Origin of the sequence: Rugosimonospora acidiphila (assembly GCF_039543385.1) — a bacterium.
GTDB lineage: Bacteria > Actinomycetota > Actinomycetes > Mycobacteriales > Micromonosporaceae > Rugosimonospora > Rugosimonospora acidiphila.
The window spans coordinates 87,045-103,481 of record NZ_BAABJQ010000015.1 but is presented as its reverse complement, the minus strand read 5'-3'; the positions used below and the strand labels follow the sequence as shown (position 1 = coordinate 103,481).

The window sequence follows — 16,437 nt, the reverse complement described above, 5'->3', positions numbered from 1 at the left end:
GCCGTGGGGCGACGGCAGATGCCGGTGGTTGCCGGGTACCGGTAGGTTGCCAGCCATGGCCGTCGGAGAGTCGAGGGTGGTGGCCGGCCGGTACCGGCTGCTGCAGCCGTTGGGGCGCGGCGGGATGGGGACGGTCTGGCGTGCCCACGATGCGCTGCTGAGCCGCGATGTCGCGGTCAAGGAGATCAATCTGCCGGACGACGGGGCCGAAGCGGTGGACGCGACGGATCCGGCGGTCCGGCGGGCACTGCGCGAGGCCCAGGCCGCCGCGCGGCTGCACCACCCGAGCATCGTCACGGTGCACGACGTGATCATCGACGACGGCCGGCCGTGGATCGTCATGGAACTCGTCGGCGGCCAGTCGCTGGCCGACACGATCAGCACCATGTCCACGCTTCCGGAGCGGCGGGTCGCGCAGATCGGGCTGCAGGTGTTGGACGCGTTGCGCGCGGCCCACCGGCAGGGCATCACCCACCGCGACGTGAAGCCGGCCAACATCCTGCTGGACGGCGATCGGGTGGTGCTCACCGACTTCGGCATAGCCGCGATCGAGGACGCCACCGCGCTGACCCTCAGCGGGCAGATGCTGGGCTCTCCGGCGTACCTGCCGCCGGAGCGGATCGAGGGCCGGCCGGCCACCGCGGCCGGCGACCTGTGGTCGCTGGGCGTGACGCTGTACACGGCACTCACCGGGTACTCGCCGTTCCGTCGTCAGGACACCCACGCCACCCTGGCCGCGGTGCTCGCCAGCCAGCCCGACCCGCCCGCCCGTCCGGGCCGGCTCTGGCCGGTGATCGAGGGATTCCTGGTCAAGGACCCCGACCACCGGCTGACCGCAGACGCGGCGGCACCGCTGCTGGCCGCCATCGCCTACGCCACGCCGCACGTCGGGCCCCCGGCCGTGCCGTCGCCGGCCGCCGGCCCGACGCCGGCCCAGGCACCACCTGCGCCACCGGGACGCACTGTGCCGCAGGGCCCGACGATGCCGCGGGGCCCGACGATGCCGCAGGGCCCCACCGTGCCGCAGGGCCCCACCGTGCCCCGGCCGCGGACCCCGTCACCCGCACCGGCACCCGCGCCCACGATTTTCTGGGGGCCGACCGTCGCACAGAACTCCGCGGGTGCCGCCCCGGGCGCCGTGCCGGCGCCGCCCGCGCACCCGACGAGCGTGCCGCCGGCGCCGCCCGTGAGCGTGCCGCCGGCCGGTGCCGGCGGGCAGTACCCGCCCGCCATGCCCTGGGGGGCGCCGGGAGCACCGCCCCGCCCGGCGCGGAGCCGCCGCACCGTCTGGATCGCCGGGCTCGCCGTCGCCGTGGCGTTGCTGATCGCCGTGCCGGTCACCTGGACGCTGTGGCCGGGCCGCGACGACGATAACCAGGTCCTCGGCAACGGCGGGTCGACCGGCGGCGACGGTTCGCCGAGCGGGGGACCGGTCCCCTCGGCGTCGGCCGGCCTGTCGTCGCCGTCGGCCAACCCCAACCTCGACGCGTGCGTCGTGGGCACCTGGCGGATCACCTCGCTCCAGGTGACCAACACCATCCTCGGCATACCCGTCGGGTTCAGCAGCCCGGGTGGGGCGATCATCCGGATCCGGCCGGACGGCACGGAGGTCGACGACTACCACGACATGGTCCCGCCGTCCGCGAACGTCGGAGGGGACACGATCACGGAGGTCGTCGCCGGCAGCGTCACCGAGCACGTGGAGACGCGGGACGGGCGCGAGTACGTCAGCGACGTCACCGGCCGGCTGACCTACACGTTGAAGAGCGACGGCGTCGCGTACGACAGCGGTGACGTGTCCACCGACCCGGTGGAGGGCCAGGCCTACACCTGCGACGATTCCACGCTGCGCGTGTACGGAGAGGCGGGCGCCTCGACCCAGGTCATGACCCGGGTCAGCCGCGACCCGGACGCCCGGTAGTCAACAGCCAACGCCCGGTGGTCCACGGCGACGCCAACCGAAACCGCCTGCCCGAGGGGCGGCATGGCCTTCGTGCGTACCTGTCCGTCGGGTTCGCGACCCCTGACGGGCTCGCGTCGCAAATTCACTGGAACGCGGTTGTATTCAACTCTTTCTCGTTCTACTGTGCGAGCCATGGAGACCGCGAGAGTCGACGGGGTGAGCGCGCCGCGGCGCACCCTTCCCCGATCGTGCCGCACGGAGGTGGTCGTCGACGTGCCCGCCGAGGCGCTGTGGCGGGTCATCGCGGACGTCACCCGGGTCGGCGAGTGGAGCCACGAGTGCCGAACCGTCCAGTGGCTCGGCCAGGCGAACGCGGCGGTTCCGGGCGCCAGGTTCCGCGGCCGTAACCGCTCCGGTTCGCTGCGCTGGGCCCGGGTCTGCGAGATCATGGTCGCCGATCCTCCGCGCGAGCTGCGTTGGCGCACGGTGCCGAGCGGCCTGTTCCCGGATCTGACCGAGTGGCGCATCGCCCTGGAGCCGGTGGGCGACGGCACCCGGATCGTCCAGTCCTTCGAGGTGCTCCGGATCGCGCGCTGGCTCGCCTGGTTGATCGCGAGGGTCAACTCCGCGCACCGCGACCGCGCCGCCGCGCTCACCGGCGACCTGCACCGGCTCGCCGCCGTCGCGGCGGCTGATCCCCGCTGAGTCGACCGCTACTGAGCCGACCGCCACTGAGAAGACCCCCGCTGAGCCGGCCGCCGTACCCTCGGGGCGCGGACCGGGTGCGCCCCGACTGCGGATGGGTGGATCGTCAGTTCGCCGGGGGCGCCGGGTTCTGGTACCACTGCTGCAGCTCGGTCTTGCGGATCTTCCCGGTGATGGTCTTGGGCAGCGTGTCGACCACTTCGAGGCGCTCCGGCCAGAACAGCTTGGTCATTCCAGCCTCGTCGAGGTAGTCGCGCAGCTCCCGCAGCGACGGCGGCTCGCCGACCGCGGTGACGACCGCGCACAGAACCTCGTCGTCGGTGCCCCGGATGCCGATGACGGCGACCTCGCGGATGTTCGGGTGGGTACCCAGCACGGCCTCGACCTCGGTGACCGGCACCGGGAAGCCGCGCGGCATCACCAGGTCCTTCTCCCGGCCGGTGATCCGGATCCCGCCCCGCCCGTCGGGCCGCGCCAGGTCGCCGGTCATGAACCAGCCGTCCGCGTCGAGGTGGGTGGCGTACAGCTCCGCACGACGGTAGTAGCCCAGGCATTGGGAGGCGCCACGGCTCAGCAGCCGGCCGCCGTCGCCCTCCGGGGCACCGGGAAGCGGGGCGATCCGCACCTCCATGCTGTCGATCGGGCGCCCGTCGCTGTGCTTCGCCCAGTCGTCGGGATCGTCGAGCCGGGTCATGGTGGTCGCGAGATTCTCGGTCATCGCCCAGATCGCGGACAGCCGCACGCCGAACACCTCGCGCACCTCGTCGACCAGGTGGGGCGGGATCGGCGCGGATCCGGTGGCGATGTGCCGCAGCGAGGAGGTGTCGCGGGGCCGCGCGCGCTGGGCGTCGAGCAGATCCAGCAGGTAGGTGGGGGTGGCGAACAAGAACGTGACGTGGTGCCGTTCGATCAGCTCGAGCAGCTGTGGGCCCGCCCAGGTGTCCTGGAACGCCGCCGTACCGCCCCGCAGCAACGGGATCAGCATGCCCTGCATGATGGCGGATCCGCCGGTGTAGATGGAGGCGATGCTGATCACCGAGTCTCCGCCGAGTTCGAACACGTCCGCCTCGGCACGGACCGCCGAGTGCAGGGTGTTCATTGTGTGCAGCACGCCCTTGGGCTCCCCGGTGGTGCCGGAGGTGAACAGGATCAGGCACGGGTCGTCCGGGCCGAGCTCGTGCTCCGTCTGGTACCCGTGCTCCCATTCGGTACCGAAGACGGTCTCCTCGAAGTCCAGCGCACCGTGCGGAACCTTGCCGTCCGGCCCGGCGGTGACCAGCACGTGCCTCAGGTTCGGTAGGTCAGCGGCCAGCTCCAGGGCCATCTCGCCGAGTGGCGTGCCCTTCGCGTCCGACATGGTGATGAACACCCGCGCCTCGGTGAGGCGCAGCATGTACTCCAGCTCGCGCCTGCGGTAGTCGGTGACGAGTGGGCACAGGCGCGCGCCGACGCGCATGCAGCCAAGCATGAGCGGCACCAGCTCCCAGCGGTTTGGCAGCTGGACGGCCACGAAGTCGCCGGGTCGCACGCCGAGTTCGGTGAGGGCGCCGGCGCAGCGGTCGGTCATGGCAGCCAGTTCGGCGTAGGTCAGAGTCCGGGTGACATCATCGCCGCCGCTGGTGTCGCGCGCGATAACGGCGGGCCGGTCGGGTCGGGAACGGACCGTGTCGCGCAGATCGTCGAGGAAGGTCCGGTCGCGCCACCACCCGTTGCGGCGGTACTGGGCGTGGACGGCCTCGCGCGACGCGGGCAGCGATTCGGTGTTCGTCTCGATCATCGGTAATCGGCACCCCTCCGGGCGTCGGAGTCCGGCCCATGGCGAGCCGATCGACCGCCCACTCTCAAGATCCAGATCTCTGTGAAGGGTGCACCGGATGCTGGTCACGAGGGTGACGTCATGATCGACTCGGGGTGAACGCACCCGGGCGGGCAGGGGGCGTCGAGGGTCGCGGGAGTGCCGATGGTGTCCCGGCACGTGACTCGCCGGTCGGCTGCCGCGCGGGTGGGTCAGTGACGCGCGTAGATGCGTACCCGGGTGTTGGCCAGCCGCAGGCGATGGGTCGTCTCGAGCGCCGCCCGCAGGCCGGGCCGTGCGTCCAGCCAGGGAAACGACGGCCAGACGACCACGACGCGGTCGGATGCCGGCTGGCTTCGGGCAAGCTCCTCGAGCGCGTCGGCGTCCGTGGCGTGCTCCGGTACGTGCACGAACGGCCGGGCCGGGGTCGGCTCGACACCCAACCGGCCGCCGTCGATCAGCACGAACGGGGTCGGCGAGGGAAAGAGCTCGTCGATCTCGTCGAGCGCGCGTCGTGACCGGATCGGCCAGGACTGCTCTCGCCAGGACCGCTCATCGGGCCGCCGGCCGAGTTCCCGGCACCGCTCGGCCAGCTTGACGATGGTGAGCTCGTGCGCGGCCACGCTGTGCGGCAGGCGGTCGTGATACCGGCGGGCCATGAAGTTGCTTTCGTCGTGAAAGCGGATCGCGCCGCCGGGTCGGCCCAGCCGGGCTACCGGACCGTAGAGCGGCGCGAGGTCGTACAGGTAGCCGTCGGCGCACACCCGCAGCCGCTCGGGCACCGGCAGGACTCGTTCCAGGAACGGGCGGCCGTAGGCGTTGCCGGAACTCGGCGGCGTCGGATAGGCGCCCGGCCCGCGCCCGGCGACCAGCTCGGACAGGTCACCGGCCGGCAGCTCGACCGGGGGATTGAGGCTGCCCAGGAGCCGACCGGAGGGATCCATCTCGGCGAGCGGCCAGTGCAGCTTGGCGTACGGCTCGATGCCGTACATCGTCAGCGCCTCGGTCATCGTCTCGGGCATGAGCTGGTCGTCGGCGTCCAAGAAACACACCACGTCGCCGCCGGCCTGGGCGAAGCCGGCGTTGAACGCGGAGCCCTGGCCGCCGTTCGGCTTGGCGATGGCGGTCAGCCGGTCGCCGTACGAGCGGATGATCTGCGCCGAGCCGTCGGTCGAACCATCGTCCACGACGATGATCTCGACGTCGTCGCCCTGGGCGATGGCGCTGTCGATGGCCGAGGGCAGGAACCGCTCGTAGTTGAAGTTGACGATCACCACGGTCGCCGAGGTCACGCCTCCCACATTCCCGCTCACGCGCGAACTTATGTCAGCCGGGCCGCGGTTTCGCCGGTACGCGCGGCTTACCGGGCCGGCGTTAGCGGAAGCCCGCTTCCATTTGAACGGCGGCCCCTGACGCGCGGCGCAGTCACAGGCGGTCGGGGTGGGTAGTGCCCGCGCCGCGCAGCAGGGTGTCCACGACGAGCGTCGCGAGGGCATCGGTGTCCTTGCCGTCCTTGTTCTGCGCGGCCTCGTGAATGAGGGCGTAGTAGACGCGGCGGGCCCAGGGAATGTCGGCGTCGGCCCGCAGCACGCCCGCCTCCTGGGCCCGGCGGAACAGCCGTTCGCAGGTGTCTCGAACCTCGCTGTGCACGCGTGCCACCTCCGCGTTGGCCGAGGGGGCCTGGCTCATCGCGGATCCCCAACTGACCTTCACCCCGAGCACGTTCGCGGTCGTCTGATAGAGGGCGACCAGGGGCGGGGCCGTGTCCGGATGGGCGGCGTCCACCGCCGCGGCGAACCGCTGGGTGGCCCATACCGCCAGGGCGTCGATGAGCGCCTCGCGGGTGGCGAAGCGCCGGTGCACCCGCGGGGTACCGCCATCCGCGCCAAGCTGCTGGTCTGAGTCGCGACGAACCGCCCGCCGGGCGGCACCGGATCGCCGGTCGCGGGCACCCGTCCCGCACCGGCGGTCCCCGCGTCCGGACCGGTCCGCTCGCCGTGCGCCAGCACCGCCGCGCGTGCTTCGGGCCGGTGGGGAGGGGCGTCCGCCGCGGGCGTGCCACGCGGCGGGTGCCGGCGATGGCCGCCAGCGAGCAGCTGCGGCGGTGCCGGCGATGGCCGCCGGCGAGCACACTCGGCGGCGTCAGGCTTGACCCTGACGCGAGTCAGGCCCGCAGAATTTCGGCGTGAACGATCGCGAGGACGACCAGGTCGGGCCGTGGCAGATCGGGCAGTTCGCCGAGCTTGTCGGGCTGAGCATCCCTCAGCTGCGCCGCTATGACCGGCTGCGGCTGCTCGAACCCGACGGCCGCGAGGCACGGTCCGGCTACCGCTATTACACGAGCGGCCAGACCGGCGCCGCCCGGGCCATTGCCCTGCTCCGATCGATGGACATGCCCATCGCCGACATCCGCCGCATCCTGGCCGGCGCCAGCGACCCCGAACGGCGCCGGCTGTTCCGCGACCATCGCGCGCGGCTGGAGGCCCGCCTCGACGAGGTCCGCCGGCTGCTGGCGGCCGTGGACACCCTGACCCAGGAGGACACCATGCAGGTTCACGAGCGCCCTGACCCGACCACCTGGCTGCACCTCATGCCCCGGCTTCCCGTCACCGACCTGGACCGCTCGATCACCTACTACCGGGAAGCGCTCGGTTTTCGCCTGGCGTGGCGGACCGTCGATGACGGCCTGGCCGCGCTGGCCAGCGGTGAGATCGAGCTGTTGCTGCTGGTCAGATGGGCCGGCGAGGCGCGCCCACCCGAGCAGTCCGGGTACGTGTACGTCGAAGATCCCGACGCCCTGTGCGCCGAGTACCGGCAGGCCGGCGCCGACATCGTCGACCCGGTGGCCTCCCGCGCCTACGGCATGCGGGACTTCGTCGTGCGCGACCCGGACGGGCATCGCTTCACCCTCGGCCGCGGCGAGCAGCGGCTGCGCGAGACCGCCGACCACTACGGCCTCACCTCCGAGGCGATCTCCATCGACCCGCGGTGGCTGCGCTCTCGCGGCACGTCCGGCAGTGATCGCGAGGGTAGCTCACACTCTCTGTGAAAGCCGAGTCTACGGAATGTGACTATGGCCTCGATTCGGCGAGGGTACGCCCGACGGGTTGGCCGGTCTCGGCCGGCCCGGGGTCGACCGGGTACCGTGTTCGGAGCCTCCGTCCGTTCGGTACGGGCAGGGACCGTCGAGCAGACCTTGCCAGCAGGGAGCGATGCGAAGTGAGCGACGACCAAACGCCAGACCCGGAAGCGGCGTCGGCGCAGTCGGCTGAGACCGATGAGACCACTGAGTCAGCTGAGACCGCTGAGTCGAGCCTGTCGGTTGAGCCCGCTGACTCGGATGTGACGGTCGAGCCGGCGGGGGAGGCGGATTCGGAGGGTTCCGGCCACGGCGAGCGCCAGGTCCTGTCCGATCGAGCCCGGCGCGACGCGGTGAAGTTGGTCAGGTCCGCCAACAAGGAGGCCGACGCCCGGCGTCGCCGGATGCAGTCGCTCGCCGGTGGACTGGCCGGGGTCGTCGTCATGGCCCTGATCGTCATCGGGTACGTGGTGCTCGGCGGCTCGAACAACAGCAACGGCTCCGCCGACGCCAGCGCTCAGGCGGGTGCCGCGGCGACCGCCGGGGCCAACGACCAGGGCGCGGCCGACGGCTCCACCGACCCCGCGGGCGCCGCGGGTACGCCGTCCCTGCCGCCCGGCGCCAACCCCGCGCTGGCCAAGGAGCCGACCGTCAGCGCGGGCACCGGCGACGTCACCAAGCTCGTCGTCACCACGCTGATCCAGGGCACCGGCGATGCCGTCAAGTCGGGGCAGAACATCACGGTGAACTACGTCGGCGTCACCTACAAGGACGGGCAGGAGTTCGACGCGTCCTGGGACCACGGACAGACGGCCACCTTCCAGATCGGCGTCGGCGCCGTGATCCCCGGCTGGGACCAGGGCCTGGTCGGGGTCAAGGTGGGCAGCCGGGTGCAGCTCGACATCCCGGCGAGCCTGGCCTACGGCGACACCCCGCCCGCCGGCGCGCCGACCGGTGCGCTGCGCTTCGTCGTGGACGTGCTCGCCGCCCAGTGACCCGGCACCTCCCCGGCGGCGGGTTCCGCCGCCGGCGGCCGTGCGACCCCGCAGCCGGGGCTGCGGGGTCGCACGGCCGGCGCGATCGCACGGTAGGTCCCGCGGCGACGCCGTCAGGCGACCCGTCGCGGTACCACCGGTCGCAGGGCCGACTCGATCGCGGAGCCGGCGCCGATCAGGTACCCGTCGTGGCCGGGCGCGGCGTTGAACTCGACCCCGACCGGCAGACCTTCCGACGTGACGCCCGCCGGCAGGACCAGTCCGGGCAGCCCGGCGACGCTGGCCGGGGTGACGTTGCGGCCGTAGGCGACGTGCTCCGGCACCTCCCGACCCATGACGGTGACCCCGGGCGGCGGCCAGCCCGGGCCGGCGCCGATCGGTGGGGCGGGCATCGGCACCACCGGGTGGATTATCAGGTCCAGGGCGTACTCGCGCCGGTAGGACCGGAAGCCGGCGCGTACCCGGCGCTGCGCGTCGAGCGCGTCGCGGTGACGGTCGGCCGCCTCGGGCGGCGGGGGCGCGAACAAGGGCGCCACGTTCGGGCCGGCTGCCTCGGCCAGGTCCACCATGGACACTCGTGGTGCGTGCGCGGCGAGGTACTCCGGAAGCAGCCGCGCGAACTCGTACCGGATCAGCGCCGAGGCGACGCCGGTGACCAGGGTGTCGAGGCCGGTAAGGTCCGCCCGGACCAGGTCGGCGCCGTGCTCGGCGAGGCACAGCAGGGCCTGCTCGAAGATTGCCTCGACCTCACCGTCCAGGCCGTCGAGGTAGTACGCCCGGGGTACTCCGATGCGTACGCCCCGCAGGTCCGGTCGCGCCGCCGCGAGTGGGGTGCAAGCGAGCACCGAGTCGAGCAGGGCGAGGTCGGCGACGCATCGGGCGAACGGTCCGACGGTGTCGAGGCGGGCCGCGATCGGGATGACCCCGTCCGTCGGGTACCGCCCGGTGGTCGGCCGCAGTCCCACGATGCCGCAGAGCGCCGCCGGAATCCGGACCGAGCCCTCGGTGTCCGTACCGATGGCGGCCGGCGCCATGCGCGCGGCGACCGCACAGGCGCTGCCGCCGCTGCTTCCTCCCGCTATCCGGTCCTCCCGATGCGGGTTGCGCACCGGGCCGAAGGTGGCGTTGACGCTCGTCCACCCGCGCCCGAGCTCATGCAGGTTGGTCTTGCCCAGTAGCAGCGCACCGGCCCCGGTGAGGCGATCCACGACCACCGCGTTGGTGGTGGGGCGGTTGCCCGACAGCGCGGCGGTGCCGCCCGTGGTCGGCAGTGCGGTGGTATTGATGTTGTCCTTCACGGCGACGGGTATCCCGTGCAGCGGGCCCAGCCGGGCACCGGTGGACCGGTCGCGGTCCGCCTGGTGCGCCGCGCGCCGGACGGCCTCCGGGTCGAAGCCGATGAACGCGTTCAGCCGGGCGCGCCGCTCGCACTGCCGGATCAGCGCCTCCGCGTACTCCGACGCGGCCAGCTCACCCGCCCGCATCAGCGACGACGCCTCGGACACGCTCAGCTCGAGCAGGTCACCGAACTGGCCGCTACCCTCGCGCTCCGGCACCCGCCGACTCTATCGGCCGCACGGCCACCGGGCACGGTCAGCTTTCGGGCCCGGCCGCCGCGCTCAGGCGATCCAACCGGTCGGGGGTCGGCCACCGCACGTCGGTGGCCCAGCCGAGCCGCTCGAAAATCCAGATCAGCCGCGCCGAGATGTCGATCTGACCGGGCCGTACGCCGTGCCGGGCGCAGGTCGGGTCGGCGTGGTGCAGGTTGTGCCAGGACTCGCCCATACTCAGGATGGCCAGCGGCCAGACGTTGCCCGACTTGTCGCGGGACGCGAACGGCCGGTCGCCGATCAGGTGGCACACCGAGTTGACCGACCAGGCGATGTGGTGCAGCAACACCACCCGCAGCAGCCCGGCCCACACGAACGCGGTCAGGGCGCCCCACCAGGACCAGGTGACGAGGCCGCCGATCAGCGCCGGCCCGGCCAGGGTGATGACCGTCCACAGCCAGAACAGTCTGTCCACCCGCCGCAGGTCGCGGTCGGCCAGCAGATCGGGGGCGAACCGGTGCTGGTTGGTGACGTTGCGGTCGAGGATCCAGCCGAGGTGCGCGTGCCAGAACCCCCGGGCCAGCGCGGCCGGCGAGGTGCCGTACGCCCATGGCGAGTGCGGGTCGCCGTCCCGGTCGGAGAACGCGTGGTGGCGCCGGTGGTCGGCCACCCAGTGCAGGATCGGCCCCTGCACGGCCATGCTCCCGGCCACCGCCAGCGCGACGCGCAGGGGACGGGTCGCCTTGAACGAGCGGTGGGTGAAGTACCGGTGGAACCCGACGGTGACGCCGAGACAGGTCACCGTGTACCAGGCGACGGCGAGGATCACGTCCAGCCAGGTCAGGCTGTGGCCCCAGGTCAGCGGCACGGCAACGATGAGAGCCAGCAACGGTACGGTGACGAACAGATAGACGGCGATGTGTGCCGTCAGGGGGCGCGTGCCCGCCAGCAGGGCTCGGTGTTGCGGCTGCTCTGCGGATGGTGCGGACTTCCCGAGCGCACTGACCATGACAGGTGTCCGATCGGTTCGAGGATGGAGTGTTCGCCGGTCGCGTTGGGTACCCGTGTGGCGCGCCTCTGCGGAATCTAACCCGGCGCCGGGGCGGGCGACCGGCGAATCGACGAACCGTGGCCCACCGGACAGTGAACCCTCCGTGCGTCGCCGCCGCCCCCGCGTGGCGCCGATCCTCGCGACAACCGGCTCACGGCACTGGTCAGGGATCACGGTGAGGGTCCGGCCGCACGGCCGGGCCCTCACCGTTCGGGTGACGGTCGCTACCCGCCGGCGACCGCCCGCTCGCCGCGCCGGTGCGGGCGTCCACGGAGGCCACCTTCGGATCGCCGCCCGGTTCAGCGGCGCGCCACGGTGAACCGGGTACGGCGGTGGTGGGGTCGTTCGGTCTCGTCGAGCAGCGCCACCGCCAGATCCTCGCAGGAGATCGCCGAGTGGCCGTCGGGGTCGGTCAGCAGTTCGTCGGTGCCCGACCGGTAGCGGCCGGTGCGCCGTCCCGGTTCGAGGATCGCGGGCGGGCTGAGGTACGCCCAGTCCACCTCGGTGTTTCCGCGGTACGTCGCGAGCTGATCGTTACAGGCGAGGGCTATCGCCCGCCATTCCGGCGGTACGTACCGCGGATCGTCGACCACGAGGGTGCCGCCCGAGCCCGGCACGGTGAGGCTGCCCGCGCCACCGACCACCAGCAGCCGCACCCGGGTGCCGGCGAGCCCGGCGAGCAGCGACTTGGCGACGGTGACAAGCTCGCCCTCGTGGCCGGCGGGCGGACGGGTGGCGGTGACCACGACGTCGGCGTTCGCGCTCACCGCCATCACCTCCTCGACGCCGGCGGCGTCGCCGACGCGGCCGGACGCACCCGGGGGTAGCTCCGCCAACCGGGCCGGGCTCCGCACGACCGCCGTGACATCGTGGCCGCGGCTCAGGGCCTCGGCGACGATCCGGCTTCCGGTGTTTCCGGCGGCTCCGAAGACCGCTATGCGCATGATGGTCAGCTCTTCCTCTCGGTTCGGTTGGTTCGGAGGTGCGGGTTCAGTTGGGCGGTGCCGATGGCGATCAGGGCGAGGCCGAATCCGACCAGTTGGCCGGGGGTGAGTGACTGCCCGAGCAGGGCCCAACCCAGGACCGCCGCGACGGCGGGCGACAGCAGCGGGAGAAATGACATGGCGGTGACCGGCAGGCGCCCCAGCCCGGTGAACCACAGGGTGTACGCCAGGCCCGTGCCGACCAGCGACAGCCAGGCGTACCCGGCGAGCGCGGGTGCGTCCAGCGCGGGCGGTACGCCCTCGACGGCCAGGGCGAACGGGACGATCAGCAACCCACCCGCGGTGAGTTGCCAGCCGGCGAAGGCCAGCGCGCCCACGCCGGGCGGGCGCCCCCACCGCTTGGCGAGCACGGTCCCGGCCGCCATCACCGTCGTCGCGGCCAGGCCGGCGAGCAGCCCGGCGAGGTCGAAGCCCAACCGCCCGCGCAGCACCATCATCGCCACCCCGACCACACCCACCACGCCCCAGCCGAGGCGCCACGGGCTCGGGCTCTCCCTGAGCAACGGCAGCGCGAGGCCCGCGACGACGAGCGGCTGTACGGCGGAGAGCGTGGCGGCGACGCCGCCGGGGAGCCGGTAGGCCGCGATGAACAGGAGCACGAAGAACGCACCGATGTTGAGCGTGCCCAGCACGACCGCGCGCCACCACCAGACGCCGTGCGGGAGCCGCCGGCCGATCGCCAGCGCGATCAGGCCCGCCGGGAGCGCGCGGAGCACGCCGGACAGCAGCGGCCGGTCGGGTGGCAGCCACTGCGTCGTGACCAGGTAGGTGGTTCCCCAGGTCACCGGCGCGATCGCGGCGAGGCCGGTGGTCGCCCAGGTGCCGGCCGGCCCGCGGGCGCGGGGTGGGGCGGCCGGCGGGGAGGGGACGTCGAGCACACTTCACCTCTCAATGTTGAACTGTTTGACGTTGAATAGAGCACCACGACTGGTACCTTTATGTCAAACATTTCAACGTTGAGGAGTGACATGGCCGACAGCATGGACCGGGTGCTGGAGCAGTGGCGGGCGGAGCGGCCGGACCTCGATGCGAGCCCGATGGGTGTGGTCGGCCGCGTCCAGCGGGCATCCCGGTTGCTGGAGCGCGGGCTCGCCGAGCACTTCGCGGCGCGTGGGCTGCAGTTGTGGGAGTTCGACATCCTCGCCACGCTGCTGCGCTCCGGCGCGCCGTACCGGCTGACCGCGGGCGAGCTGGCGGCGACCTCGATGATCACGTCGGGGGCCATCACCAACCGGATCGATCGCCTGGTGGCTCGCCGTCTGGTCACCCGCGAGACCGACCCCGGCAACCGGCGCAGCGTGCTGATCGGCCTGACCGACCGGGGCCACGATCTGGTCGACGAGGCCATGGGCGATCACGTCGCCAACGAGGCCCGGCTGATCGACTCGCTCAGCCCGAGCGAACGGGAGCGGGTCGCGAACCTGCTGCGCAAGCTGCTGACCGCACTGGGTGACGTACCGCCGGACCCCGCCGGCTGACGCGACCGCGATCCCGCCGCCGCGTGGGCGGGACCGCGGTACGGGTGCCGCGTCGAGCGGTCAGGCGATCGCGTCGGCGACCGAGGCGCGCAGCTCCGGCAGGCGGTCGTGGAGCAGGCCGGGGCACTGCGTGGCATTGAAGTCGTTGTGCCCGTAGATCTCGGTCGCCGGGATCGCGTACTGCTGGCAGATGAACGCGCACGCGGTGATCAGGCTGTCCCACAGCGCCTGTGGTGGCTGCTGGGTCAGGTAGGTGCCCTCGTTCTCGATGCCGATGGCCTGGTCGTTCTGGCCGACGCAGTGCGCGCCCTCGACCATGGTCTGCCCGTGCAGCAGCGCGTACAGGCTCCCGTTGCGCCCCTCGGTGACCCAGCCACCCCGGCTGTTGGTGAAGTGTTGCCCGGTGTCGATCCAGCCGTTGGTGTCCATGTGCAGGTTCTGGATGTCGCGCGAATTCTGGAACGCGTGCGCCTGGGAGTAGTCCGTGGAGTTGGCCATCGCGGTGTGATGGACGATGATCTTGTTGGGCCGGTGCTGCACGATGGTGAGCGGCCCGGACGGTGGCCGCGCTCCCCATTCACCGCCCCCGGCGATGAGCGGCTGGTCGACGTGCGCCGATGCGCCGCTGGTGCGGGCCAGCGCCGGTACGGTCAGCGCGCCACCGAGGGCGGCGCCGAGCAGGAGGGTACGGCGGGTGAGAGGGGACATCGGGTAGCTCCTCGTCATCCATGTGAATCAATTAGCTTGATCGTAAGTGGCTCCCGCCCGGCTGTCGAGGGCCGTCAGGTGGCCGGGGGGTTTACGACGCGTTGACGCGATGGTCGCTCCGATCTGCCCGCCGCGACGACCGCCGGCCCATCCCGGGGAAAGTCCCTCGCTCAAGGAGGCAACCTTTCCCGGTGGCCGCGGCGTAAGTATGGGTCGCCTGACCGCCGTTGGATGGAGCCGGAGTGGATCGCGCGTTGGAAGACGAGTTCGAGGCGTTCGTACGCGGCAGCTACACCCGCCTGCTACGGCTGGCGTACCTGCTGTGCGGGGACGCCGGCCATGCCGAGGACGCGGTCCAGGTGACTCTGGCCAAGACGGCCCTGGCCTGGCCGCGGCTGACGCGCTCGGACGGCGTCGACCGCTACGTCCGGCGAGCACTGATCAATACGGTGATCGCGAAGCGCCGGCGGCGTTGGTGGTCGGAGACGCCCACGCACGACGTCGACCACGCGGACTCCTGGGACGAGTTCGGCCGGCTGGACGAGCGTGACGCGCTGCGCCGGGCACTGGCCGGCCTGCCCGCCCGGCAGCGGGCCGCGGTGGTGCTGCGCTACTACGAGGACCTTTCCGAGGCCCAGGCCGCCGAGGTGCTGGGCTGTTCGGTCGGCAACGTCAAGAGCCTCACCGCGCGCGGGCTGCAACGCCTGCGCGAGATTCATCGGCCACCGGGCATCCGGGAACTATCGAACGCTGCGACCACGAACGCCGGGGAGGCGTGATGACTGTCGATGACATGTCCGAGCTGCGGGGCCGGCTCGCGACGCTGGCGGAGGAGGCGGTACCGACCGCGGGCTACGCCGAGGTGCGGCAGCGGGCGGGTCGCCTGCGCCGCCGCAGGGTGGCCGCGCTGGCTTCCTCGGCGCTCGTCGTGGCCCTCGGCATAGGCGTCGCCGGGCACGGCGCCCTGCCCGGCCTGGGCGGCGGGAACGACACGGCGCTGGGAGCGCTGCCGGCCGGGGACCCGGGCCGGCTGGCCTCCTGCCCCGCGAGGAAGCTGCCGCTGCCCACGGGGGTGCGTTCGGTGCTGGTGAACGCGGCGGATCCGACCGGCCGGTACGTCGTCGGCGACACCACCGAGCCGGATGCGAGCGGCGGGAGACTGCCGGCTCATCCGATCTTGTGGGACCGTGGCGTGCCACGCCTGATCGCCGGGGCGAGCGGCAGCGCGGTCGCGGTGAACTCCCACGGTGTCGTGGTCGGAGAAAACACCGGCACCAACACCAGCCTGCCCATACCGCTGAGCGGCTCCGCCTGGATCTTCCAGAACGGGAAGGTCTCCGCCCTGGCCCCGCCCGCCGGGTACACGTCGGCCTTCGTCTCCGGGCTCAACGACGGTGGCGACGTGGTCGGCTACGTCTCGGGGAAGAACAGCCCATTGACCGTGCCGGTGGTGTGGAAGGCCGGAGGGCCGGCGCGGGTGCTGGCCGTTCCGGGGTCGCTGGACTCTGTGTTGCTGCGGGGCATCGCGGACGACGGCACCATCGTAGGAGATGTGTCCAGGGTGGGCGGCAACGTCGTGTACACGTGGGACGAGCGGGGGAACGCGCGCATGCTGCCGGCCCCGGCCGGGTACCCCGGCGGTGATGCATCGACCGCCATCAACGGTAGCTGGGTGGCCGGCTACGCCCGGAAGGAACCGGCCGGCGATCAGACAGCGGTGCGGTGGAACCTGCTGACCGGGGCGGTCACGGCGTACCCCGGGATGGCGGTGTTCGCTCAGATCAATGCCAAGGGTGTGGCCGTGGCACAGGTGGTCGGCCCCGACGGCAAGGGGCATGAGGCGGACCTCGCCGACGGCGGCCGGGTCATCTCGCTACCGGCGGCGACCAAGGGTACGGCCGTCGCGATGTCGGTCAACGACGACAATTCCGCGGTGGCGGGTTACTTCTACGTCCACGGAACGGAGGTCGGCACTCCGGTGGTGTGGAGTTGCCGCGACTGACCGAGCGCGAGCGACCACGGACCTCGACGTTCAACCGCGAGACCCGGTCAGGTGCTCTCCACGATCCGGTTGTCCCAGGCCCAGGCGGCGATCTCGACGCGGTTGCGCACCCCGAGCCTGGCCCGGGTGTGGCGGATCCAGAGCCGCCCAAGTTAGTGCCGATGGCG

Annotated in this window: 15 protein-coding genes; 7 read left to right on the top strand and 8 right to left on the bottom strand. The window is 72.3% G+C overall.

Annotated elements, in window-relative coordinates; translation table 11 throughout:
* Positions 1-55: 55 nt before the first annotated feature.
* The gene (locus ABEA87_RS24035; RefSeq protein WP_345633069.1) at positions 56-1,921 is read left to right on the top strand and encodes a serine/threonine-protein kinase; all 1,866 of its coding nucleotides are present in this window, start codon (positions 56-58) and stop codon (positions 1,919-1,921) included.
* A gap of 174 nt (positions 1,922-2,095) precedes the next feature.
* The gene (locus ABEA87_RS24030; protein ID WP_345633067.1) at positions 2,096-2,608 is read left to right on the top strand and encodes an SRPBCC family protein; all 513 of its coding nucleotides are present in this window, start codon (positions 2,096-2,098) and stop codon (positions 2,606-2,608) included.
* A 106-nt stretch (positions 2,609-2,714) separates the two neighbouring features.
* Here ABEA87_RS24030 and ABEA87_RS24025 read toward each other — a convergent pair whose 3' ends face one another.
* The 3 genes from ABEA87_RS24025 to ABEA87_RS24015 all read right to left on the bottom strand — a co-directional run bounded on the left by ABEA87_RS24025 (position 2,715) and on the right by ABEA87_RS24015 (position 6,266).
* A complete protein-coding gene (locus ABEA87_RS24025) occupies positions 2,715-4,385 on the bottom strand; it encodes an AMP-binding protein (RefSeq protein WP_345633065.1) in 1,671 nt (556 codons plus the stop codon).
* Between the two features lie 230 nt (positions 4,386-4,615).
* Positions 4,616-5,695, bottom strand: a complete 1,080-nt coding sequence (locus ABEA87_RS24020; protein WP_345633063.1) for a glycosyltransferase family 2 protein — start codon at positions 5,693-5,695, stop codon at positions 4,616-4,618.
* A 133-nt stretch (positions 5,696-5,828) separates the two neighbouring features.
* A complete protein-coding gene (locus tag ABEA87_RS24015; protein WP_345633061.1) occupies positions 5,829-6,266 on the bottom strand; it encodes a TetR/AcrR family transcriptional regulator in 438 nt (145 codons plus the stop codon).
* A gap of 322 nt (positions 6,267-6,588) precedes the next feature.
* Here ABEA87_RS24015 and ABEA87_RS24010 point away from each other — a divergent pair, with 322 nt between their 5' ends.
* Positions 6,589-7,452: a VOC family protein gene (locus ABEA87_RS24010; protein ID WP_345633060.1), complete on the top strand. Its 864-nt coding sequence runs from the start codon at positions 6,589-6,591 to the stop codon at positions 7,450-7,452.
* A gap of 356 nt (positions 7,453-7,808) precedes the next feature.
* On the top strand, positions 7,809-8,477 hold the full coding sequence (locus ABEA87_RS24005; RefSeq protein WP_345633216.1) for an FKBP-type peptidyl-prolyl cis-trans isomerase: 669 nt from the start codon (positions 7,809-7,811) through the stop codon (positions 8,475-8,477).
* 113 nt (positions 8,478-8,590) lie between these two features.
* On the opposite strand, the gene ABEA87_RS24000 is transcribed toward ABEA87_RS24005, so the two are convergent.
* The 4 genes from ABEA87_RS24000 to ABEA87_RS23985 all read right to left on the bottom strand — a co-directional run bounded on the left by ABEA87_RS24000 (position 8,591) and on the right by ABEA87_RS23985 (position 12,960).
* Positions 8,591-10,033 (bottom strand): amidase family protein, encoded by a 1,443-nt coding sequence (locus tag ABEA87_RS24000; RefSeq protein ID WP_345633058.1) that lies wholly within the window; start codon positions 10,031-10,033, stop codon positions 8,591-8,593.
* 37 nt (positions 10,034-10,070) lie between these two features.
* The gene (locus ABEA87_RS23995) at positions 10,071-11,036 is read right to left on the bottom strand and encodes an acyl-CoA desaturase (RefSeq protein ID WP_345633057.1); all 966 of its coding nucleotides are present in this window, start codon (positions 11,034-11,036) and stop codon (positions 10,071-10,073) included.
* 341 nt (positions 11,037-11,377) lie between these two features.
* Positions 11,378-12,022, bottom strand: coding sequence for an NAD(P)-dependent oxidoreductase (locus tag ABEA87_RS23990; protein ID WP_345633056.1), 645 nt, complete (start codon positions 12,020-12,022; stop codon positions 11,378-11,380).
* Positions 12,023-12,027: 5 nt separating this feature from the next.
* On the bottom strand, positions 12,028-12,960 hold the full coding sequence (locus tag ABEA87_RS23985; protein ID WP_345633054.1) for an EamA family transporter: 933 nt from the start codon (positions 12,958-12,960) through the stop codon (positions 12,028-12,030).
* A 90-nt stretch (positions 12,961-13,050) separates the two neighbouring features.
* On the opposite strand from ABEA87_RS23985, the gene ABEA87_RS23980 reads away from it, so the two are divergent.
* Positions 13,051-13,560 (top strand): MarR family winged helix-turn-helix transcriptional regulator, encoded by a 510-nt coding sequence (locus ABEA87_RS23980; protein ID WP_345633053.1) that lies wholly within the window; start codon positions 13,051-13,053, stop codon positions 13,558-13,560.
* A gap of 60 nt (positions 13,561-13,620) precedes the next feature.
* On the opposite strand, the gene ABEA87_RS23975 is transcribed toward ABEA87_RS23980, so the two are convergent.
* A complete protein-coding gene (locus tag ABEA87_RS23975; RefSeq protein ID WP_345633052.1) occupies positions 13,621-14,268 on the bottom strand; it encodes a peptidoglycan recognition protein family protein in 648 nt (215 codons plus the stop codon).
* Positions 14,269-14,510: 242 nt separating this feature from the next.
* Here ABEA87_RS23975 and ABEA87_RS23970 point away from each other — a divergent pair, with 242 nt between their 5' ends.
* Both ABEA87_RS23970 and ABEA87_RS23965 read left to right on the top strand, forming a co-directional pair.
* Positions 14,511-15,047: a SigE family RNA polymerase sigma factor gene (locus tag ABEA87_RS23970; RefSeq protein ID WP_345633051.1), complete on the top strand. Its 537-nt coding sequence runs from the start codon at positions 14,511-14,513 to the stop codon at positions 15,045-15,047.
* Complete coding sequence (locus ABEA87_RS23965) at positions 15,047-16,270, top strand: hypothetical protein (RefSeq protein WP_345633049.1); 1,224 nt, start codon at positions 15,047-15,049, stop codon at positions 16,268-16,270. The genes ABEA87_RS23970 and ABEA87_RS23965 overlap by 1 nt, the downstream gene beginning before the upstream one ends.
* Positions 16,271-16,437: the final 167 nt, after the last annotated feature.

Excerpts from the sequence above, each read along its gene's own strand:
- ABEA87_RS23975 (WP_345633052.1), bottom strand. The coding sequence starts at position 14,268 with ATGTCCCCTCTCACCCGCCGTACCCTCCTGCTCGGCGCCGCCCTCGGT.
- ABEA87_RS23980 (WP_345633053.1), top strand. The coding sequence starts at position 13,051 with ATGGCCGACAGCATGGACCGGGTGCTGGAGCAGTGGCGGGCGGAGCGG.
- ABEA87_RS23965 (WP_345633049.1), top strand. The coding sequence starts at position 15,047 with ATGACTGTCGATGACATGTCCGAGCTGCGGGGCCGGCTCGCGACGCTG.
- ABEA87_RS23995 (WP_345633057.1), bottom strand. The coding sequence starts at position 11,036 with ATGGTCAGTGCGCTCGGGAAGTCCGCACCATCCGCAGAGCAGCCGCAA.
- ABEA87_RS23990 (WP_345633056.1), bottom strand. The coding sequence starts at position 12,022 with ATGCGCATAGCGGTCTTCGGAGCCGCCGGAAACACCGGAAGCCGGATC.
- ABEA87_RS24025 (WP_345633065.1), bottom strand. The coding sequence starts at position 4,385 with ATGATCGAGACGAACACCGAATCGCTGCCCGCGTCGCGCGAGGCCGTC.
- ABEA87_RS24035 (WP_345633069.1), top strand. The coding sequence starts at position 56 with ATGGCCGTCGGAGAGTCGAGGGTGGTGGCCGGCCGGTACCGGCTGCTG.
- ABEA87_RS24030 (WP_345633067.1), top strand. The coding sequence starts at position 2,096 with ATGGAGACCGCGAGAGTCGACGGGGTGAGCGCGCCGCGGCGCACCCTT.